The organism is Methylocapsa sp. S129, from assembly GCF_009765995.1.
In the GTDB taxonomy this organism is placed as follows: Bacteria; Pseudomonadota; Alphaproteobacteria; order Rhizobiales; family Beijerinckiaceae; genus Roseiarcus.
The window spans coordinates 686,107-704,995 of sequence record NZ_LMUI01000011.1 but is presented as its reverse complement, the minus strand read 5'-3'; the positions used below and the strand labels follow the sequence as shown (position 1 = coordinate 704,995).

At 63.0% G+C, this 18,889-nt stretch carries 19 protein-coding genes; 12 read left to right on the top strand and 7 right to left on the bottom strand.

Going from position 1 to position 18,889, the window contains the following annotated elements; translation table 11 throughout:
* Positions 1–80: 80 nt before the first annotated feature.
* The 3 genes from GSQ90_RS05765 to GSQ90_RS05755 all read left to right on the top strand — a co-directional run bounded on the left by GSQ90_RS05765 (position 81) and on the right by GSQ90_RS05755 (position 2,766).
* Positions 81–869, top strand: a complete 789-nt coding sequence (locus tag GSQ90_RS05765) for an outer membrane protein (RefSeq protein WP_246731424.1) — start codon at positions 81–83, stop codon at positions 867–869.
* Positions 870–1,089: 220 nt separating this feature from the next.
* On the top strand, positions 1,090–2,031 hold the full coding sequence (locus tag GSQ90_RS05760) for a DMT family transporter (protein WP_210254822.1): 942 nt from the start codon (positions 1,090–1,092) through the stop codon (positions 2,029–2,031).
* A 66-nt stretch (positions 2,032–2,097) separates the two neighbouring features.
* The gene (locus tag GSQ90_RS05755) at positions 2,098–2,766 is read left to right on the top strand and encodes a dienelactone hydrolase family protein (RefSeq protein WP_158813817.1); all 669 of its coding nucleotides are present in this window, start codon (positions 2,098–2,100) and stop codon (positions 2,764–2,766) included.
* Between the two features lie 54 nt (positions 2,767–2,820).
* On the opposite strand, the gene purC is transcribed toward GSQ90_RS05755, so the two are convergent.
* Positions 2,821–3,615 (bottom strand): phosphoribosylaminoimidazolesuccinocarboxamide synthase, encoded by a 795-nt coding sequence (purC, locus tag GSQ90_RS05750; RefSeq protein ID WP_158813816.1) that lies wholly within the window; start codon positions 3,613–3,615, stop codon positions 2,821–2,823.
* A 389-nt stretch (positions 3,616–4,004) separates the two neighbouring features.
* On the opposite strand from purC, the gene GSQ90_RS05745 reads away from it, so the two are divergent.
* A complete protein-coding gene (locus GSQ90_RS05745) occupies positions 4,005–5,699 on the top strand; it encodes an MFS transporter (RefSeq protein ID WP_158813815.1) in 1,695 nt (564 codons plus the stop codon).
* Between the two features lie 104 nt (positions 5,700–5,803).
* On the opposite strand, the gene modC is transcribed toward GSQ90_RS05745, so the two are convergent.
* The 4 genes from modC to GSQ90_RS05725 all read right to left on the bottom strand — a co-directional run bounded on the left by modC (position 5,804) and on the right by GSQ90_RS05725 (position 9,152).
* Positions 5,804–6,478 carry a molybdenum ABC transporter ATP-binding protein gene (modC, locus tag GSQ90_RS05740; RefSeq protein ID WP_158813814.1) on the bottom strand — a complete coding sequence of 225 codons (675 nt, stop codon included), beginning with the start codon at positions 6,476–6,478 and terminating at the stop codon, positions 5,804–5,806.
* Positions 6,475–7,185, bottom strand: coding sequence for a molybdate ABC transporter permease subunit (gene modB, locus GSQ90_RS05735; RefSeq protein ID WP_158814248.1), 711 nt, complete (start codon positions 7,183–7,185; stop codon positions 6,475–6,477). The genes modC and modB overlap by 4 nt, the downstream gene beginning before the upstream one ends.
* Before the next feature lie 173 nt (positions 7,186–7,358).
* Entirely contained in the window at positions 7,359–8,135 is a 777-nt protein-coding gene (locus GSQ90_RS05730; RefSeq protein WP_158813813.1) for a cyclase family protein, read from the bottom strand.
* Between the two features lie 30 nt (positions 8,136–8,165).
* Positions 8,166–9,152, bottom strand: coding sequence for a fumarylacetoacetate hydrolase family protein (locus GSQ90_RS05725; protein WP_158813812.1), 987 nt, complete (start codon positions 9,150–9,152; stop codon positions 8,166–8,168).
* A gap of 141 nt (positions 9,153–9,293) precedes the next feature.
* Here GSQ90_RS05725 and GSQ90_RS05720 point away from each other — a divergent pair, with 141 nt between their 5' ends.
* Genes GSQ90_RS05720 through GSQ90_RS05700 form a run of 5 tightly spaced genes read left to right on the top strand, consistent with a single transcriptional unit; the run spans position 9,294 to position 13,267 of the window.
* Positions 9,294–10,250: an ABC transporter substrate-binding protein gene (locus tag GSQ90_RS05720; RefSeq protein WP_158813811.1), complete on the top strand. Its 957-nt coding sequence runs from the start codon at positions 9,294–9,296 to the stop codon at positions 10,248–10,250.
* Positions 10,247–10,966 carry a GntR family transcriptional regulator gene (locus GSQ90_RS05715; RefSeq protein WP_158813810.1) on the top strand — a complete coding sequence of 240 codons (720 nt, stop codon included), beginning with the start codon at positions 10,247–10,249 and terminating at the stop codon, positions 10,964–10,966. Before GSQ90_RS05720 ends, GSQ90_RS05715 begins: the two co-directional genes overlap by 4 nt.
* Entirely contained in the window at positions 10,963–11,748 is a 786-nt protein-coding gene (locus GSQ90_RS05710; protein ID WP_158813809.1) for an ABC transporter ATP-binding protein, read from the top strand. Before GSQ90_RS05715 ends, GSQ90_RS05710 begins: the two co-directional genes overlap by 4 nt.
* The gene (locus tag GSQ90_RS05705) at positions 11,745–12,503 is read left to right on the top strand and encodes an ABC transporter permease (RefSeq protein ID WP_158813808.1); all 759 of its coding nucleotides are present in this window, start codon (positions 11,745–11,747) and stop codon (positions 12,501–12,503) included. The genes GSQ90_RS05710 and GSQ90_RS05705 overlap by 4 nt, the downstream gene beginning before the upstream one ends.
* The gene (locus GSQ90_RS05700) at positions 12,500–13,267 is read left to right on the top strand and encodes an ABC transporter permease (RefSeq protein ID WP_158813807.1); all 768 of its coding nucleotides are present in this window, start codon (positions 12,500–12,502) and stop codon (positions 13,265–13,267) included. The genes GSQ90_RS05705 and GSQ90_RS05700 overlap by 4 nt, the downstream gene beginning before the upstream one ends.
* A 67-nt stretch (positions 13,268–13,334) precedes the next feature.
* Here GSQ90_RS05700 and GSQ90_RS05695 read toward each other — a convergent pair whose 3' ends face one another.
* The gene (locus GSQ90_RS05695) at positions 13,335–13,826 is read right to left on the bottom strand and encodes a heme-binding protein (protein WP_158813806.1); all 492 of its coding nucleotides are present in this window, start codon (positions 13,824–13,826) and stop codon (positions 13,335–13,337) included.
* 107 nt (positions 13,827–13,933) lie between these two features.
* Positions 13,934–15,022: a LacI family DNA-binding transcriptional regulator gene (locus GSQ90_RS05690; protein ID WP_210254821.1), complete on the bottom strand. Its 1,089-nt coding sequence runs from the start codon at positions 15,020–15,022 to the stop codon at positions 13,934–13,936.
* Between the two features lie 237 nt (positions 15,023–15,259).
* Here GSQ90_RS05690 and GSQ90_RS05685 point away from each other — a divergent pair, with 237 nt between their 5' ends.
* The 3 genes from GSQ90_RS05685 to GSQ90_RS05675 all read left to right on the top strand — a co-directional run bounded on the left by GSQ90_RS05685 (position 15,260) and on the right by GSQ90_RS05675 (position 18,800).
* Positions 15,260–16,201 carry a sugar-binding protein gene (locus tag GSQ90_RS05685; protein WP_371418340.1) on the top strand — a complete coding sequence of 314 codons (942 nt, stop codon included), beginning with the start codon at positions 15,260–15,262 and terminating at the stop codon, positions 16,199–16,201.
* Positions 16,202–16,275: 74 nt separating this feature from the next.
* Entirely contained in the window at positions 16,276–17,781 is a 1,506-nt protein-coding gene (locus tag GSQ90_RS05680; RefSeq protein WP_158813804.1) for a sugar ABC transporter ATP-binding protein, read from the top strand.
* A gap of 11 nt (positions 17,782–17,792) precedes the next feature.
* Positions 17,793–18,800: an ABC transporter permease gene (locus tag GSQ90_RS05675; RefSeq protein WP_158813803.1), complete on the top strand. Its 1,008-nt coding sequence runs from the start codon at positions 17,793–17,795 to the stop codon at positions 18,798–18,800.
* The last annotated feature ends 89 nt before the right edge of the window (positions 18,801–18,889 follow it).

Below are 18,889 nucleotides of genomic sequence, written 5' to 3'. Positions count from 1 at the left end.
GCGGCGCCGTCATCGGGATGACGAGCCTCGCCCATGCGGCCGATTTGTTGCCGCCGCCGCCGCCGATGGAGCCGGCGCCGATGTCCGCGCCGGACTTTTCCGGCTGGTATCTGCGCGGCGACGTCGGCATGGCCCTCCAAACCGGCAGCATCAATACGAACATCAGCCCGAACCCGCTGATCGGACTACCCAGCGACGCCTTCAATAGCTTCTACAACACATCGCTCTCAGCAGCGGCCCTATTCGACGTCGGCGTCGGCTACCAGATCAACAATTGGCTGCGCTTCGATGTCACCGGCGAATATCGCGGCGGCTCGCAGTTCCAGACGCTCGAACAAGTGGGGATACCCTCAACATCCCAGCAGTTCGGGGACTTCTACCGCGGCAACATGTCGTCCGTCATAGGCCTGGTCAATGGCTATGTCGATATCGGCACCTGGTACGGCATGACCCCGTTCGTCGGCGCCGGCGTCGGCTTTGCCAACAACACCCTCTCGGGTATGACAGACACCGGTTTCGCCTGTGGTGTCGGCTGCTCGCCCAGCGGCGGCTATTTCAGCGACAAGTCGAAGATGAACTTCGCCTGGGCGCTGATGGCCGGCCTCGACTTCAATGTCACTCAGAACCTGAAACTTGAACTCGGCTACCGCTTCCTCGACTACGGCAAGGCTCAGACAGCATCCTCGAACTGCTTCAACGGCACGGGCGCCGGCGGCGGCTTTAGCGCCGCCAATTGTGGCGGCTCTGGATATGTCCTCTCCACCCGCGAACTCTATTCGCAGGACTTCCGCTTGGGCTTGCGCTGGGCCTTCAACGATATGCCAAGCTATACGCCAGAGCCCGAACAGCCGCTCGTGCGCAAATACTGAAGATAGCATCCTTGATTTTTACGCGCGGCGCCGGCCTCAAACCGGCGCCGCGTCGCATTTGAGGCGCCCTAAAATCCTTCTCCCGCCGACGGCGAGAAGGAGAATCGCGGCATTGCCTTGCGCGCCCAGCGGACGTAAGCCCTTCTCGAAATCCTGATGCGTGAGCGCCTTCGCCCTGGCGGCCCGAGCGCGGTTAAAAAAGCATTCGAGGCGCGATTCGATGACCGATATTCCGGCTAAGACGCGCGCATCGCTTTGGAGCGGCTTGTGGCGCAGCCCGATGCTGCTTCTGTCGCTGACTGCGTTGATGTTCGCCGGCCATTCGGTGATCGGCCGTCTGGCGGTCGGCGAAATCTCGCCGATGACATTGACCTGCGCGCGCTGGGCCTTGGTCCTTATTCCTTTGAGCTTCGCGGCGCGCGGCAATTTCAGGCGGGATCTGGCGGTTCTGCGTCCGCGCTGGATGTTCGTCATCGTGATGGGGGCGCTCGGCTGCACCGCGTTCAATGCGTTGTTTTATACCGCCGCGCATCGCACCAGCGCCCTGAACCTTTCCATTATCCAGGGCTCGATCCCCGCCTTCGTGCTGATCGGCGCGCGTCTGGCCTTCGGCGTGCGGGTCGGCGTCTGGCAGGCTATTGGCGCCTTTGTCACAATGGTCGGCGTCACGGCGATCGCCAGCCAGGGGGATCTGGCCAGGCTCCTCGCGCTCACCTTCAACGGCGGCGATCTGATCATGCTGCTCGCCAGCGTCCTCTATGCCGGTTACACCGTGGGTCTGCGCAACCGCCCCCAGGTTTCCGGCCTCAGCTTTTTTACGGCGATGGCGGCGGTCGCCTTCGTCACTTCAATCCCGCTTTTGGGATTGGAAATCGCCAGCGGCGCTTTCATTCCGCCGACTTTGAAGGGCCTCGCCTTATTGCTCTACGTGGTGCTCTTTCCGTCCCTGACCGCCCAGCTTTTTTTCATGCGCGGCGTCGAACTGATCGGACCGGGTCGGGCTGGCATTTTTGTCAATCTGGTGCCGGTGTTCGGCGCTTTGCTTGCCGTCGTCTTGCTCGGCGAGACTTTTGCGCTTTATCACGCGATTGCGCTTGTCCTCGTCGCCGCGGGCATCGCGATCGCGGAGGGTTCGGCGCGGCCCAACGCCGCGCCCCGGTAACCCCTTTGTTATTTTGGGTTCTGTCGATCGCACGGCAGGTTGGAATTCCACAATCGGAGATGAAACATGGGTGAACATATCACGCTGAAGGCCAGCGACGGGGTCGAGATCGGCGCGTGGCGCGCCGACCCGGCGGGGGCGCCCCGCGGCGCCATCGTCGTCATTCAGGAAATCATGGGCGTCAATCATCATATCCGCGCCATCGCTGACCTCTACGCCTCGCACGGCTATGTCGCGATCGCGCCGGCCCTGTTCGACCGCGCCGAGCCCGGTGTCGAACTCGGCTATGACGGCCCCAGTATCCAGCGCGGCATGGCGCTCGCCGGCAAGCTCGACCGCGCCAATATGCTGCTCGACGTGGCCGCGGCGATCGAGCGCGTCAAAAGCGCGGGCAAAGTCGGAATCGTCGGCTATTGTCTGGGAGGCACGGTCGCCTATCTCGCCGCATGCAAGCTGCCGGGGCTCTCCGCCGCGTCCTGCTATTATGGCGGCGGCGTGCTCGCGGTGAAGGACGAATCACCCCGCATACCCACGATCCTGCATTTCGGCTCGAAGGACGCCCATATCCCGGTCGCAGGCGTGAAGGAATTCGAGACAGCGCATCCCGATCTGCCCGTCTATGTCTATGACGCCGATCACGGCTTCAATTGCGACGAGCGGGGCAGCTATGACGCGCCGAGCGCCGCCCTGGCGCGCGCGCGGACGCTGGATTTTTTCAAACAAAAAGTCGGTTGAAAACCGAAACCGCCCCTCGCCGCAAAGCGAGGGGCCGGATTTGCGGAACGCCTTTTATTTCACCAGCTTGGGCGCGCCGGCCCGCGCGGTTTCGCCTTCCTGCATGACGCCAAGGCGGCGCGCGACTTCGGTATAGGCCTCGATCAAGCCGCCCATGTCGCGCCGGAACCGGTCCTTGTCCATCTTGTCGTTCGATTTCGTATCCCAAAGGCGGCACGAATCGGGGCTTATTTCGTCGGCCACGACGATGCGCATCGTCTCGCCTTCCCAGAGCCGCCCGCATTCGATCTTGAAATCGACCAGCCGGATGCCGACGCCAAGGAACAGACCCGTGAGGAAATCGTTGACGCGAATGGCCAAAGCCATGATGTCGTCGATCTCCTGCGGGGCCGCCCAGCCGAAAGCGGTGATATGTTCTTCGGAGACGAGCGGGTCGTTCAAAGCGTCGTTCTTGTAATAGAATTCGATGATCGAACGCGGTAATTGAGTGCCTTCTTCAATCCCCAGGCGCGTCGCCAGAGAACCTGCGGCGATATTGCGAACAACGACTTCCAAAGGAATGATCTCGACTTCGCGAATCAATTGTTCGCGCATGTTGAGCCGGCGAATAAAATGCGTCGGCACGCCGATATCGTTCAAATTCTGGAACAAATACTCGGAAATCCGGTTGTTCAGGACGCCCTTGCCTTCGATAATCTCATGTTTCTTGGCGTTGAACGCGGTGGCGTCGTCCTTAAACCGTTGAATCAGCGTTCCGGGCTCTGGGCCTTCATAAAGGATCTTGCCCTTGCCTTCATAAATGGTGCGGCGGCGGTTCATGGGCAATAACCGTGGCTTGAGGAAATCCATGGATCGGCCTTTTTTCTTTGGCGCCCCGACCGCCCGAAGGCGACAGCCGGGATACAGTTGATTGGGGCCGCGAGAGCCAAACCCCTTGAGGCGACTCTTGAGGGCCGGCGGTCAGCCCCCTTTCAACCTAGCCGATCGACGCCCCCGGCACAACGCGGCGGCATGAATGCGACGTCAAAGCCGCGACCGCGCCTCGCTAGACCCGCCTCCACCGCCGGCGCCGCACTAGACGAAAGTTCGATAGCGCGATGGGTCGACGCCGCAACAATTTGACATCATTATGATCGCCGCCAAACAGCGATCAGGGGAGAGCGGCCCATAAGGGTTGCGCGGCCCAGCCAGCGCTCCAAGCGCCAATCGCTAAAAGAGACATTGTAGGGGGACAACGCATGACCATGGCAGCCGCCGCGCCAGTATCGGGCGCAGACCAGCCGATGACGGGCGCCGAGAGGAAGGTGATTTTCGCCTCTTCGCTCGGAACAGTCTTTGAATGGTATGATTTTTATCTTTATGGCTGGACCGCCGCGCAGATCGGCAAGGCGTTCTATTCGGCGTTCGACGCCAATACGCAGTTCATTTTCGCGCTGCTGACGTTTGCGGCCGGGTTCCTGGTGCGCCCGTTTGGCGCGCTGGTGTTCGGCCGGGTCGGCGATCTCGTCGGACGCAAATACACCTTTCTTGTCACCATCACGATCATGGGCCTTTCGACCTTCCTGGTCGGCCTGACGCCCGGTTACCAGGCGATCGGCTGGCTGGCGCCGGCGATCCTGATCTTCCTGCGCTGCCTGCAGGGCCTCGCGCTTGGGGGCGAATATGGCGGGGCGGCGACCTATGTCGCCGAACACGCGCCCCACGGCCGGCGCGGCTTCTATACCTCCTGGATCCAGACGACGGCGACGGTTGGCCTGTTCCTGTCGCTGATCGCCGTTTATGTCGTGCGCAACACGATGACCCCTGAGGGTTTCGCCGACGCAGCGCTGTCGGGCGGCTGGCGCATCCCCTATCTCCTGTCGATCATCCTGCTGGGCGTTTCCATCTGGATTCGTCTGCAACTGGCGGAATCGCCGATGTTCCAGAAGATGAAAGACGAAGGCACGCGCTCCAAGGCGCCGCTGACCGAAGCTTTCGGCAATTGGCGCAATGGCAGGGTCGCGCTTGTCGCGTTGCTCGGTCTCGTCGCCGGCGAGGCGGTCATTTGGTACGGCGGGCAGTTCTACGCGCGCGTCTTCCTCGTCAACACGCTCAAAGTGCCGGCCAATTCCGCCGACATCGCGCTGATCGTCGCGCTGATCATCGCCACCGGCGGCTTCGTGCTATTTGGCTGGCTGTCGGACAAGATCGGCCGCAAGCCGATCATCCTGGCTGGCTGTCTGCTCGGCGCGTTGACCTATCACTACGCTTTCAGCCTGCTCACCCACGCCGCCAATCCGGCGCTGGAGGCGGCGCTTGCGAACGCTCCGGTGACGGTCACCGCCGATCCCGCCGACTGCAACGTGTTGTTCGACCCGGTCGGCGGCCGGGTGTTCAAGAGTTCGTGCGACGTGGCGCGCAATGCGCTGATCGCCTCCTCAGTGGCCTTCAAGATGGAAAATGGAGAGCCGGGGAGCCTGGCCAAGGTCATGGTTGGCGACAAATCGTTCGATTCGGTCAATGGAACGCCGCTCGACGCCAAAGCTTTCGCCGACCAGCGCGGCGCTTTCGTGAAGTCAGTCACCGCGGCAGTCGGGGAAGCGGGCTATCCCGTCAAGGGCGCCGATCCCGCGGCGATCAACACGCCATTGTTGATCGCGGTCCTGACCTATCTCGCGATCCTCGTGACGATGGTCTATGCCCCGCTCGCAGCGGCGCTGGTCGAGCTGTTCCCGACCCGCATCCGTTACACCGGCATGTCGCTGCCCTATCACATCGGCAACGGCTGGTTTGGCGGGTTCCTGCCGCCCATCGCGGTCGCACTGGTGGCGGCGACCGGCAATATCTACGCCGGGCTTTGGTATCCGATCGTCATCGCGGCGATGACCTTCATCGTTGGGCTGATCTTCATACCCGAGACCAAGGATCGCGATATCAACAACATCGAGATCTGAACAAAGCCATAGTGCTGTTCTTTCACGCTGCGAATGGAGACCCCGCGACGCCCAGGCGTCGCGGGGTTTTGTTTGCCGGACGTGCGAAGCGCGCCAGCTCGCTCTTAAGAACTTGAAGGCAATGCCGCACCACCCGCGCGCATCTCGACCAGCCGGCCCTGGTCGAGCACCGCAATGTCGCTGGCCAGCCGCTCGACTTCGCTGACGCGATGGCTGACGAAAACGATCGGGATCGAAAACGCGTCGCGCATCTTCTCGATATAGCCGAGAATATCGAGCCGGCGCGCATCGTCGAGCGAAGAAAGCGGCTCATCCATCAGCAACAGACGCGGACTGACCAGCAAGGCGCGCCCGATCGCGACGCGCTGTTTCTCGCCGCCGGAAAGGCCGGCTGGCCGGCGCGTCAGCAATGCGTCCAGGCCCAGCAGCGACGTCACGGCGTCGAAATCGACAAGGCGGCGCGCCGATGGCGCGTATCTTTGGCCGTAGCGGAGATTTTGGGCGACGCTCAAATGGGGAAACAGCCGCGGCTCCTGAAAGACATAGCCGATGCGGCGATGGCGCGGCGCCAGATCAACGCCCTCGGCCGTATCGAGGAATGTCGTTCCGTCGACCGCAACGCGGCCGGCGCTCGGCCGCAGCAACCCTGCAATGACGTTAAGCAGCGTTGTCTTGCCCGCGCCCGAGGCGCCGCAGATCGCCAGCGTGCGGCCCCGCGCCGCGATGCGCGCCTCCAGGGCGAAGGCGCCAAGGCGAAGGGCGACGTCGATCTCGATCACAGTTCCGCCGCCCGTCTGGAGACGCGCGCCGCCAACAGTTCGGAAACGATCAGAGCGCCAAAGGCGATGACGATCGCGACCAGCGTCAGGCGCACCACGCTCGTCTCGGCGCCCGGCTCCTGCGTATAGCCATAGATCGCGGTGGCGATCGTCTGCGTCTCGCCCGGTATATTAGCGACAAAGGTGATGGTCGCGCCAAATTCGCCGATCGCCTTGGCGAAACCCAGAATGAGTCCGGCGATGACGCCCGGCAGCGCCAGCGGCAGCGTCACCGTGAAGAAAACCGCCAGAGGCGGCGCCCCTAGCGATTCGGCCGCCTGTTCGAGACGCGCGTCGACCGCCTCGATCGATAAGCGGATCGCGCGCACCATCAGCGGAAAGCCCATGACGGCCGCCGCCAGCGCGGCGCCCGTCCAGCGAAAGGAAAAGACAATGCCGCAGCAGGCATCGAGCGCATGGCCAAACCATCCGCGCTGTCCAAAACCGATCAGCAGCAGCCAGCCGGTGACGACGGGCGGCAGCACCAACGGCAAATGAACGAGACCGTTGACGAGCAGCTTGCCGGGAAACTGCCGGCGCGCGAGCAGCCAGGCCATCGCGACGCCGAAGGGCAGGCTCGCCAGCGAACCAATCGTCGCCACTTTCAGCGAAAGCGCGATCGCCGTCCATTCCTGCGGCGAAAACGCGAACCACGCGCCGGACGCCAAACCCTGCTCCACCCGCGACGCCTCGCTGTGCGAAAATGTGTCGACCGACAGTTTCAACTGCGCGGTCTATATTCTCGCAGATATAGCGTGAGCGAAGCGAGGCGGGCAAATCCGGCGCACACCAGCGCCTCTTCTCCCGCCGAAGGCGGGAGAAGAGGCGAACGCGACCGGACTCACCCTTCAATGATCGCCACCGCCCGCGTCCAGCCCGCCGAGGCGCGTTCGATCTTGACGGGGAAGCATGAAATCGTAAAGCCGGTTGAGGGCAGGCGCTCCAGATTGTGCAGCTTCTCGATATGGCTGTAGCCGATATGGCGGCCCGCCTTGTGCCCTTCCCAGATCAGCGAGAAATCGCGCGTTTCCGCATATTTCTTGGCGGTATGTACGAAAGGCGCGTCCCAACTCCAGCCGTCGGTGCCGGTCACGCGAACGCCGCGCTCCAGGAGATACATCGTCGCCTCGTAGCCCATGCCGCATCCGGAGGCGACATAGTCGGGTTGGCCGTATTTGAGGCCGGCGCTGGTGTTGACGACGACGATTTCGAGCGGGCGCAATTGATGGCCGATGCGTTTGAGCTCCGCCTCGACATCGGCCGCGCTTGCGACATAGCCGTCGGGAAAATGACGGAAGTCGAGTTTCACGCCGGGCTGGAAACACCATTCGAGCGGCACTTCATCGATGGTGGCGGAACGCTCGCCGCGATTCATCGTGGGATGATAATGCCATGGCGCATCGAGATGGGTGCCGTTATGGGTGGACAATTGCACGCGCTCGACCGCCCAGCCTTGGCCATCGGGAAGATCCTCGGCCTTCAGGCCGGGGAAGAATTTCAGCATCGCCGGCAGGCCCTGCTGGTGATCGATATATTCGATCGAAGGACCGCCGCCCGGCGGATCGGCCGCGACATCGTTCTGCAGCGGCACGGAAATATCGATCAACTGACGCGCCATGGATTCCTCCCTGATTCAGATTGTCCCGAGTCAGCTCTGCCGCTCGACCTTGTTCTTGAGCACGCCGATATTCTCGACCTGCAATTCGATCACATCGCCATGTTCGAGAAAGCGTCCGATTTCAAGGCCGCAGCAATTGCCGACCGTTCCCGAGCCGAAAAACTCGCCCGCGTGAATGGTCTCGTCCTGCGACGCATGGGCGAGAATCTCCTCGAACGAAAACAGCATCGCCGCCGTCTCGCCGCGGGAACGAACCTCGCCGTTCACTCTCACTTCGACCTTGAGCGTCTGCGGATCGCCGATTTCGTCCGGCGTGACGATCCACGGACCCATCACATTGGCGCCATCGAAACTCTTGCCCTTGGCGGGCCCGAGCCGGCCTTCCATTTCGACCATCTGCATGTCGCGCGCCGAAAAATCGTTAAAGATCGTATAGCCGAAAATGTGATCGCGGGCCTCGCCCAGCGGGATATTGGCGCGCGTGCCGCGCGTGACGATTCCGAATTCCAGCTCGTAATCCATCACCTTGCTGTAGCGGGGCCAAAGCACCGTCGTTCCCGGGCCGCGCACGATCATGCGATTGGTGATGTAGTAGATCGGTATCTTCTGGTAGACAGGCGCCAATTCGCCGAGCGGTTCGGCCATCGCCGCCTTGAAAGCGGCCTCGCCGCCCTTGCTCAAGGCGGCAAGCGCCCGCGCTCCGCGCCCGGACTGGCGAATATGGGTCGCAAAAGACATGCAATCGCGCATCTGCCGCGGTTGCGGCAGCGGCGCCAGCAATTCGGCCGCGCTCACATCGATCGACAGGTCGGCCTCCGCGCCGCGTTTGGCGAATAGACTGCGCGCCGCATCGAGGCCTGAAGCGTCGGAATCGATCAGCGCGAGCATCGAATCGAAGGCGCGATTCGCCGCGCCGTCGCGCGCCGCCGCCGCCGCCAGATCGAACAAGCGCGCATCGCTGGAATGGACCAACCCGATGCGCTCGGAACCATCGCGCCGAAATGTCGCCAGCTTCATTTTGGCCTCCCTTGTTGTTTCAAAAATATATATGATTTCATTTTTTATCGATTTACAAGCCTTGCGTCCAAAAAAAATATATGGTTTAGTTTTTTGTCGATTTAAAAGGGCCGGATGATCGAGCCCTTCAGGGAGGCGTTCATGAATCGTATTTCGCAAAGCGCCGCGCGCCCGTGGGCGCGCCTTTTCTTGAGCGCCGTCGCGCTTGCCGCGTTCAGCGTTCCCGCGCGCGCCCAGACGAAAATTGCGATCGGCTGCACCGCGACCAGCGACTGCGCCTCGGCGATGGTGGCGGTCGACCAGGGAATTTTCACCAAGCACGGGCTCGACGCGCAGATGGTGCGGATCGGCATCAATTCGACGATCCCGGCCGCCATCCTGTCCGATTCCATTCAGATCGGCGGACCGACCGAATCGGTCTTCCTGCAGGCGGTCGACGGCGGGCTCGATCTCGTCGCGGTCGAGGGCGCTTCGCGCATGGATCCTATCGCCAACGAGGCCGTCGCCGCTTTCGCGCGCAACGGGACGACGCTGAAAGAGGCCAAGGATTTCGTCGGCAAGAAAGTCGGCGCGCCGGGCATTGGCGCGTTCCTGCAAGTTCTGTTCGTCAAATGGCTCGTGGAAAAGGGCGTCGATCCGAAGTCGGTGAACTTCGTCGAAGTGACCTTCCCGACGATGAGCGACACGCTGAAATCCGGCGCCGTCGACGCGGTGCTGACGGCCGAGCCTTTCGTCACCCGGATGACGAAAGCCGGCACGGGCTATGTCGCCGCCCATTACGCCGCCGAACTCGCCCGCACCGAACCGATCATCTCCTATGTCGCCGCACGCGCCTACGCGGAGAAGAATCCCGAGGCGATCGCCAATTTCCGCGCCGCGATCGCCGAGGCCGCCGATATCGTCAACAATGACCGCGAGAAGGCGAGCGTATCGATTGCCAATTTCACCAAGCAGCCCCTCGAAATCGTCAGGTTGAACCGTCCCAATCTCGCGGCGCCCGAATTGAAGTCCGATCAATTGGCGTGGTGGCTCGACGTGATGAAGCAGCAGAATCTGCTACAGAGCCAGATCGACCCGTCGAAACTTGTGTTCCCATGATTCTGAACCTCGGCGCATCGCCAATCGAGAAACCGGCGGGCGATACGCTGAGCGAGCGGGCGGCGGCGCTTGTGGAGGCGGACATCGTATCGGGCGTCCATGCGCCCGGCTCACGCCTCGCCATCGCCGATCTTGCGGCCCATTATAGCATCGGCGCCACGCCGGTGCGCGAAGGGCTGTCGCGGCTGATCGCCCGCGGCTTGATCGTCGCGATCGGTCAGCGCGGATTCCGCGTCAGTGAAATCTCGCGCGGCGATCTCAAAGACATCACGCGCCTCCGCGTCTTGATCGAATGCGAGGCCTTGCGCGAAAGCATGGAGCGAGGCGACGGCGCCTGGGAAGGGGCGATCGTCGCCGCGCTGCATCGTTTGCGTCGCTACGCCGAGCAGAACAGCGAGGGATTGCGTGAGGGAAGTCCTGAATTCGATGCGCTGCATAAAGGCTTCCATACCACGTTGATCGCGCAATGCGGTTCGCCTCGCATGCTCGCCGCCCATTCCGATCTCTATGATCAGGCCTATCGCTATCGCCGCATCATGATGCGCACGTTCGAGGAAGGCGGCGAATTCGTCGACAGTCACCGACGCCTCGCCGATCTCGTCATCACACGGCAAAGCGCCAAGGCGCAGGCCAACCTCGCCGCCCATCTCACCTCGACGCTGGCGCTGGTCTATCCCGAAACTGCCGATCGGGATTCGCGCGGAGAAGGCCAGTGAACAAGGGTTCCTGCCGCGCCGGTGAGGCGCTCATTCGCTTTTCCAAAGTCGATCTTTCTTTTTCCGACCGTAAGATCCTCGAGGCGATCGATCTTGAAATCATGCGCGGCGAGATCGTCTGCCTCGTCGGCCCGTCGGGCTGCGGCAAGACGACGGCGTTGCGCATCGCGACGGGCCTGCTCGCCCCGACCGGCGGCGGCGTCGCTTTCGACGGCGCCCCTATCCTCGGGCCGCGCCGCGACGTCGCGATCGTGTTCCAGGACTATGGCAAGGCGCTCTTGCCGTGGCGCACGGCCGCCGGCAACGTCTCGCTCGCGCTTGAAGCGGTGGGAACGCCGCGCGCGGAGCGCGCCGCGCGCATCGACGCTCTGCTCGCCAAAGTCGGCCTGCCCCATCATGCCGACAAATATCCCTCGCAAATGTCGGGCGGCATGCAACAGCGCCTGCAGATCGCCCGCTGCCTCGCCCAGGAGCCCGCCGCGCTGATGATGGACGAGCCGTTCGGCGCGCTCGATGCGATGACGCGGCAGGAATTGCAGGACGAAATGCTGCAGATCGTGAGGACGACCGGCGCGACCGTTCTGTTCGTCACGCATGATCTCGAAGAGGCGATCTATGTCGGCGACCGCGTCATCGGCCTGCTGCCGCATCCCGGCCGCATCGGCATTGAATTGAAAATCGATCTGCCGCGCCCGCGCGACCAGATCGCGACACGCGAGGATCCGGAATTCCTGCGGTTACGGCGCGAACTCTACGAATTCATCAAGAGCGCCGAGCGATGAGGCTGGACGGACGCGCTTTCGTTCTGCCGGTCTGCCTCATCATCCTGGCGGAAATCGGCGCGCGCGCCGGCGGACCGAGCGACAGCATCGCGCCGCCAAGCGAAGTCTTGGTCGCGTTCGTCGGCGCGCTCGCCGACGGTTCGTTGCTCCTCGCCACGCGCGACACTTTGGCGAGCGCCTTCGGCGGCCTTGCGATCGGCGGCGCCATCGGGCTCGCGCTCGGCATCCTTCTGGGCAGCGTCGGCGCGCTCAATCGCCTGATGGAAGTCACGCTGGAGCTGATCCGTCCGATCCCGTCTGTCGCGCTGGCGCCCGTCGCGCTGGTGGCGCTCGGCTTTGGCTACCGGCTGGAGATCGCGATCGTCGCCTATGCTTCGACATGGCCCGTGCTGCTGCTGACCCGCTCCGCCGTCGCGGGCGTCGAGCCGCGCCTGATCGAGGTCGCGCAGGCATTGCGTCTGAGCTTTCCCGCGCGCGTCGCCAAAATCATCGTTCCCGCCGCGCTGCCGCGCATCTTCGTCGCCTTTCGCCTCGCCGCCGGTTTCGCGCTGATCGTCGCGGTGACGATCGAAATCGCGATCAATCCTCTCGGGTTGGGCGCCGGCCTGATGACCGCGGGCCAGGCCTTGCGGCCGGAGTTGATGCTCGCCTATCTCCTATGGATCGGCATCGTCGGCTTCGCGCTCAACATCCTGCTCGTCTTCGCCCAGCAGCGCTTGTTCGGCCGCGCGGCGCTTGTCGGAGACATCAGATGAAAGCGCTCCTGTGGCGCCTCGCGAGCCTCGCCGTCACCGCGGGCTTTGTCGCGATTTGGCAGATCGTCGCCGATTTCAAATTGGTTTCTCCGGTTTTCCTTCCGGGGCCTGATCGCGCCTGGGCGGCGCTCGTTCACGGCATGGTCGCGAGCAATCTGGCAACCAAGCTCGCCGGCACGATCGAACATATGCTGGAAGGCTGGCTCGTCGCCTCCATCGCGGGGGTTGTGCTCGGGGCCTTGATCGGCTCGTCGCGCTTCATGCGCGCCTATGTCGGGCCGACGTTGGAGTTCTTACGCCCGCTCCCCGCCTCCGCCGTCATTCCGCTCGCCATCGCGATCTTCGGGTTCAGCCCGGCGATGGCGCTGGGCGTTATCGCCTTCGGCGCGATCTGGCCGATGCTGCTGTCGACCGTCCATGGCTTCGCCGCCGTCGAACCGAGATTGTATGAGGTCGCCCGCGCGCTCCATCTTTCGCGCTGGCAGGTCATCGCCAAGATCGCCTTGCCCTCAGCCCTGCCCGACATCCTGGCAGGCCTGCGCCTTGGCCTGACCGTGGCGCTCATCCTCGCCGTCGTCTGCGAAATGATCGCGGGGCTGGACGGACTGGGTCAATGGGTGCTGCTCGCCGCGCGCTACTTCCGTTCGCCCGACCTGTTCGCCGGCGTCATCCTGCTCGGCGCGTTGGGGTTCGTCGGCGCTCTTGCGCTCGATATCGCGGAGCGGCGCCTGTTGGTGTGGCGCGCGCCCACGAACAGCCCTTGAAATCTAATTTCGCGTGTCGCTGGGCCAACTCCCGAGCGTTCAATGATTGGGGTCGTATCGTACGCGCTCAATTAAGCTGGTCCGCCACCTTATCCAACCCGGCCTGAACGCAAGGCTCATCGACTCCCGGCGAGCCGGAGACGCCGACGCCGCCGATCACGTCATCGCCGACCTTGACCGGCAGGCCGCCCGGAATGGCGATCACGTTGGGCAGCGTCACCTGCTGATGGACGAGCGGCTCGTTATTGGCGAATCGTTTGGAATATTCGGCGGTCGATGTGCGGAAACTGTTCGCGGTATAGGCCTTGCGCCGCGCATTCTCCATCGTGTGCGGGCTGGCGTTGTCGCCGCGCAGCGCGACGATCGTATCGCCGTCGCGATCGACGACGACCGCGGAAACGCGAAAGCCTTTCGCGGCGCAACTCTCGATCGCCGTTTCCGCAATTGTTTTAGCGATGGAATAGGACAGGTCCCGATGCGTGAGCAATTGCGCCTGGGCCGCTGTGGGGAGGGCGCCGAGCAGGCCGACGAGAGCGAGGCGAGGCCATGGCGCAGGCATGTCGTCTCCCTTGTTTGGATGGCGCCAATCGACCGATAGCGCCCTTAACCTACCAGCTCTGAGGCGCGTCGCCTACTGGAGCCCCACGCGGCGCCGTCGCCGACGGCTCAGATCTCGAACTCGCTGAGCGATGGCCCCACCGATTTGCGTTCGATGAGCGGGCATTCGATTTTGATTTGCGGCGGACGGAGCGGGGGCCGCCCCGCGTGATCGATCAGATAGGCGGCGGCTTGCGCGCCCATTTCGAAATGCGGCAACAAGACCGTGGTGAGCGGCGGATGCGTGAACTGGGCAAGCTCGCGATCGTCGTAGCCGACCACCGCGACATCCTCGGGAATGCGCCGCCCCAGCTCCCTCAGCGCCTCGATAGAGCCGACCGCCATCAGATCGTTCGCGCAGAAGATCGCCGTTGGAGGAGCGGCGAGCCGCATCAGCGCGAACGTCTGCTCGTAGCCGGCGGACGGCTCCCAATTGCCAGGCTTGACAAGGTCTGGGTCGAAGGGGAGGTCGGCGCCAGCGAGCGCGTGGCGATATCCCTTTAGCCGGTCGCGCGAGGCGTCCATCAGCGCCTCTCCCATGATGAATCCGATGCGACGATGGCCGGCGCGCAGAAGCCGCCGCACCGCCGTATGTCCGCCTGCGACCTCGCTGGGAACGATCGAAGGCAGGGAGCGATCGGCGGCGTAGCAATTGAGCAGAATGGTTGGAATGCGGCTCAGCGCTGGGGGCGGCGTGACGCGCTGCGTGTGGATTGTGCCGTAGATGAGGCCCAGAAGAGGTTGGGCGGCCATCTGGGCGAGAACGGCCTGTTCCATCTCGGCGTCGCCGCGCGTCACCGCGGCGCTGATCGTCAGCCCATGCTCCCACGCCTTCTCGCGGGCGCCGTCCATCGCGATGGCGGTCCATGGATCGGTCGACATTTCGTTGACGACAAAGCCGATCGCGGTCGCGCCAGCGATCGACTGCGCCGGCGCGCCGCGCTTCATCAGTCGATAGCCAAGCGTCCGCGCCGCCTCCAGCACCCGCTCGCGCGTCTGATCGAGAAGCCGCGCGCCTTCTGCTTCGTTGAGCACGAGCGACACGGTTGTCTGCGAAACCCCTGCGGCGGCGGCGACGTCGGTCATAGTCGGGCCGCGCGCGCCTTTGGTCGCGCCGTTGCGTCCATCCCTCTCCACGTCGCCAGAAGCCCTGCTCATGCCGTCAGCCGTTTCGTCCCTATTTTCTTATGCGCATATTACCACATTTAAACCATTGAAAAACCTATGTCGAACTGAGGGCAGACATTTAATCTCGTCTCGATTATTGACAAATATCACCATCGATGTGACTTTGATGGCAAGCGGCCGAACGAAACGCAGCGCCCCAAAATGGCGCGCGGCGGCCGCCGCAACCCAAAATAAAAGACCCCAGCGGAGGAAATAATGAAGAACCTTATGCTCACGAGCGCCGTGGCTGCGCTTTTTGCATCGACCGTGTTCTGCGCGCAGGCCGCCGACAAGAAGACGCTCGTATTCGTCGCCAATGGCGCGTCGGACTTCTGGAAAGCGGCGGAGGCTGGCGTCAAGAAAGCGCAGGAAGAACTCCCGAACTACAATCTCCAGTTTAAATATCCCGAGCAATCCGCCGCCGCTATCCAGGAGCGGCTCATGGACGATCTTGTCGCGGGCGGCGTCGCGGGCATTATGGTCAGCGCCGTCGATCCGAAGACCGAGACCGACGCGCTCGACCGTGTCGCGTCCCATACGCTTCTTCTCACCACCGACAGCGATGCGCCCAAAAGCAAGCGTCTCGCCTATATCGGATCGAGCAATGTCCTTGCCGGCAACCAGGTGGGAGAAATCCTGAAGAAGGCGCTGCCGAACGGCGGAAAATGCATGGCCTACGTGGGCCTCCCCGGCGCCGACAATGCGCGCGAACGCATCCAGGGCATCAAGGACACCATCAAGGGCACGAAAATCGAGATTGTCGACGTGCGCGCCGACGACATCGACCAGGCCCGCGCCAAGCGCAATGTCGAGGACACGCTGACCGCGAACCCCAACGTGGACTGCATGCTCGGCATCTATTCCTACAACATCCCGCAGATCTACCAGGCGTTGAAGGAATCGGGCGCGCTCGGCAAGATCACCGTCACCGGCTTCGATGACGATCCGATCACGCTCGGCGGCATCAAGGAAGGCACCATTGCGGGGACCGTCGTGCAACAGCCCTACGAATGGGGCTACCAGGGCATGAAAGACATGGCGAAGATCCTGGAGGGCGATAAGTCCTTTATTCCGAAGGACAATCTGATGATCATCCCGACCAAGGTCATCGACAAGGCTGGCGTCGACGATTACGCTGCCCAATTGAAGAAGCTGCAAGGCAAGGGCTGAACGGCCCAGCCTGACGCGGCGCTCATGGCGCCGCGTCGTTCCTGACCGCGGGCTCCCCGCGTGGAGACCGAACGATGGCGGAGCCATTTCTGGAGCTGATCGGGATCGGCAAGGCCTATCCCGGCGTGCAGGCTTTGGCTGACGTCAGTCTTGCGGTTTCCGCCGGCGAGGTCGTTGGCCTCATCGGCGAAAACGGCGCCGGAAAATCGACGCTCATGAAGGTTCTTGGCGGCGTGGTGGCGCCGAGTTCGGGCGTCATCCGCCTCGACGGGCAGGATCGTCCGTCCCTGACGGTCAAGGATGCGATCGCGGCGGGCATCGCCTTCGTGCATCAGGAACTCAATCTCTTCGACAACCTCGACGCCGCCGCCAACGTGTTCATCGGCCGCGAGCCGCGCATAGGCGGTCCGCTGAACCTTATCGACCGACGCAAGCTGCGCGCTTCGGTGCGTCCGCTACTTGAACGCCTCGGATGCGATTTCAAGCCTGAGACCCCGGTGATCGATCTCTCGATCGCGCAACGCCAGCAACTGGAGATCGCCAAGGCGCTTTCGCTCGGCGCCCGGGTCGTCATCATGGACGAGCCGACATCGAGCCTCACCATTTCAGAGACGAACCGTCTACTCGACATCATTGGCGATCTGAAGGCGAGCGGCGTCGCGATCATCTTCATCTCGCACCGGCTCAATGAGATCGAGCAATGCGTGGACCGCGTCGTCGTTCTGCGCGATGGACGCCTCGTCGGCGCGCTGGATCGCGTGGCGATCCGCCATGACGCCATGATTCGGCTGATGATCGGCCGGGATCTCAAGGAACTCTATACGCCGCCCGCAGCGCCGCCAGGCGAGAGCGTCCTCGAACTCGTCGCGCTCAAGACGTCCGCCTATCCTGAACGCAGCGTCAGCCTGTCGCTGCGGCGCGGCGAGATCCTCGGCCTTGCCGGTCTCATCGGCGCCGGCCGCACCGAGCTTGCCCGCGCACTCTTCGGCATCGATCGGCTCGCCGGCGGCGGAATCGTCCTGGCCGGCCAACCCATCGTCATCGCCAATCCTCGCGACGCCATTGATCGAGGCATCTACCTGATTCCAGAGGATCGCAAACAATCGGGCCTGATCCTTGAGCACAGCATCGCCAGCAACATTTCGCTGCCGGACCTGATGTCCTATGCCAGCTTCGCTTTGATCAGCGGCAGCCGGGAGGACCGAAACGCGACGGCCCAATGCAAAGCGCTACGCATCAAAACGCGCGATGTCGCAACGTTGGTCGGCGCCCTGTCCGGCGGCAACCAGCAAAAAGTCGTCCTCGCCAAATGGCTATCCATGCGGCCCAGGGTCCTGATCTTCGATGAGCCGACGCGCGGCGTCGACGTCGGCGCCAAGACCGAAATCTACGAGCTGATGCGGGCTCTCGCCGACAAAGGCGTCGCCATCCTGATGATCTCCAGCGATCTGGAGGAGGTGATCGGCGTCAGCGACCGCATGGCTGTGATGCACGAGGGCGCGATCGCGGGGATACTGGAGCGCGACAGCTTCAGCGAGGAGACAATCATGCAACTCGCCGTCGGCCACAGCATCCACTAGGAAAGTTCGCAATGCTTAAGAAAGACGCCAGCCTTCTCGTGCTGATCCTGGTGATCGGCGTCGTCACCGCTTATCTCAATCCGCGATTCATCTCGCCGATCAATCTGTCGAACACGGCGAACCTCATCGGTCTGTTCGGCCTTTACGCGATCGGGGCGGGCTTCGTCATCATCACCGGCGGCATCGATCTTTCGGTTGGGTCGCTGTTCGCGCTGCTGGGCGTCGTCTTCATCGATCTCCTCACGCGCTACCAGATGAATTGGGGCCTCGCCGTGGCGCTGATGGTGCTGGCCGGCATGGCGATTGGCGCCATCCATGCCTTCCTGATCGTCAAGATGCGGCTGCAGCCTTTCATCGTCACGTTATGCGGGCTGTTGCTGTACCGGGGAATCGCCCGTTGGTACACGGATGACGGCACGGCCGGTTTCGAATTCGGCCAGAGTTTCCCCTCGCTCGAATGGATTACGACGGGCCGCACCTATGGCGTGCCCCATAGTTTCGTCGTGTTTATCCTCGTCGCGATCGTCATGGGCATTGTGCTGCATGGCTCGGTTTTCGGTCGCTATCTCTGCGCGGTTGGCAAAAACGAAGAAGCGGCTCGCTATTCCGGCATCCAGACGGGCCTTGTCATCGCCGCCGCCTATGTCATCGCGAGCGGTCTGGCCGGCCTTTCCTCTGTCTACTTCGTGATGTACACGCGTTCGATCTCTCCGGCCTCGCATGGCAATTTCTACGAACTTTATGGTATTGCCGCCGCTGTGCTCGGCGGCTGTTCGTTACGCGGCGGCGAGGGTTCGGTGTTCGGCATCGTGCTCGGCGCCATTCTGCTTCAAATCCTGCAGAACCTTGTTAATCTCCTTGGCATTCCCAGTTCGCTCAACTTCGCGGTCATGGGCGCGGTCATCCTGATCGGCGTGCTCGCCGACCAGCAATTCGTCAACTACCGGCAATGGCTGCGCGGCCGCCGGGACGATGCCGCGCTTGCGCGCAACGCGCCGCCAAAGGACGCCGGCGCGTAACCCCCGCTGAAGGAGCGCCCTCGCGCTGTCGCGGTAAAATAACCGACCCATCGAGACTGGCCCGGCACGCGTCTGCGACCGACCCACAC

Excerpts from the sequence above, each read along its gene's own strand:
- GSQ90_RS05690 (WP_210254821.1), bottom strand. The coding sequence starts at position 15,022 with ATGAGCAGGGCTTCTGGCGACGTGGAGAGGGATGGACGCAACGGCGCG.
- GSQ90_RS05765 (WP_246731424.1), top strand. The coding sequence starts at position 81 with ATGTCCGCGCCGGACTTTTCCGGCTGGTATCTGCGCGGCGACGTCGGC.
- GSQ90_RS05730 (WP_158813813.1), bottom strand. The coding sequence starts at position 8,135 with ATGGCGCGTCAGTTGATCGATATTTCCGTGCCGCTGCAGAACGATGTC.
- GSQ90_RS05720 (WP_158813811.1), top strand. The coding sequence starts at position 9,294 with ATGAATCGTATTTCGCAAAGCGCCGCGCGCCCGTGGGCGCGCCTTTTC.
- GSQ90_RS05695 (WP_158813806.1), bottom strand. The coding sequence starts at position 13,826 with ATGCCTGCGCCATGGCCTCGCCTCGCTCTCGTCGGCCTGCTCGGCGCC.
- GSQ90_RS05705 (WP_158813808.1), top strand. The coding sequence starts at position 11,745 with ATGAGGCTGGACGGACGCGCTTTCGTTCTGCCGGTCTGCCTCATCATC.
- GSQ90_RS05685 (WP_371418340.1), top strand. The coding sequence starts at position 15,260 with ATGCTCACGAGCGCCGTGGCTGCGCTTTTTGCATCGACCGTGTTCTGC.
- GSQ90_RS05715 (WP_158813810.1), top strand. The coding sequence starts at position 10,247 with ATGATTCTGAACCTCGGCGCATCGCCAATCGAGAAACCGGCGGGCGAT.
- GSQ90_RS05680 (WP_158813804.1), top strand. The coding sequence starts at position 16,276 with ATGGCGGAGCCATTTCTGGAGCTGATCGGGATCGGCAAGGCCTATCCC.
- GSQ90_RS05755 (WP_158813817.1), top strand. The coding sequence starts at position 2,098 with ATGGGTGAACATATCACGCTGAAGGCCAGCGACGGGGTCGAGATCGGC.
- purC (WP_158813816.1), bottom strand. The coding sequence starts at position 3,615 with ATGGATTTCCTCAAGCCACGGTTATTGCCCATGAACCGCCGCCGCACC.
- GSQ90_RS05725 (WP_158813812.1), bottom strand. The coding sequence starts at position 9,152 with ATGAAGCTGGCGACATTTCGGCGCGATGGTTCCGAGCGCATCGGGTTG.
- GSQ90_RS05745 (WP_158813815.1), top strand. The coding sequence starts at position 4,005 with ATGACCATGGCAGCCGCCGCGCCAGTATCGGGCGCAGACCAGCCGATG.
- GSQ90_RS05700 (WP_158813807.1), top strand. The coding sequence starts at position 12,500 with ATGAAAGCGCTCCTGTGGCGCCTCGCGAGCCTCGCCGTCACCGCGGGC.
- GSQ90_RS05675 (WP_158813803.1), top strand. The coding sequence starts at position 17,793 with ATGCTTAAGAAAGACGCCAGCCTTCTCGTGCTGATCCTGGTGATCGGC.
- GSQ90_RS05760 (WP_210254822.1), top strand. The coding sequence starts at position 1,090 with ATGACCGATATTCCGGCTAAGACGCGCGCATCGCTTTGGAGCGGCTTG.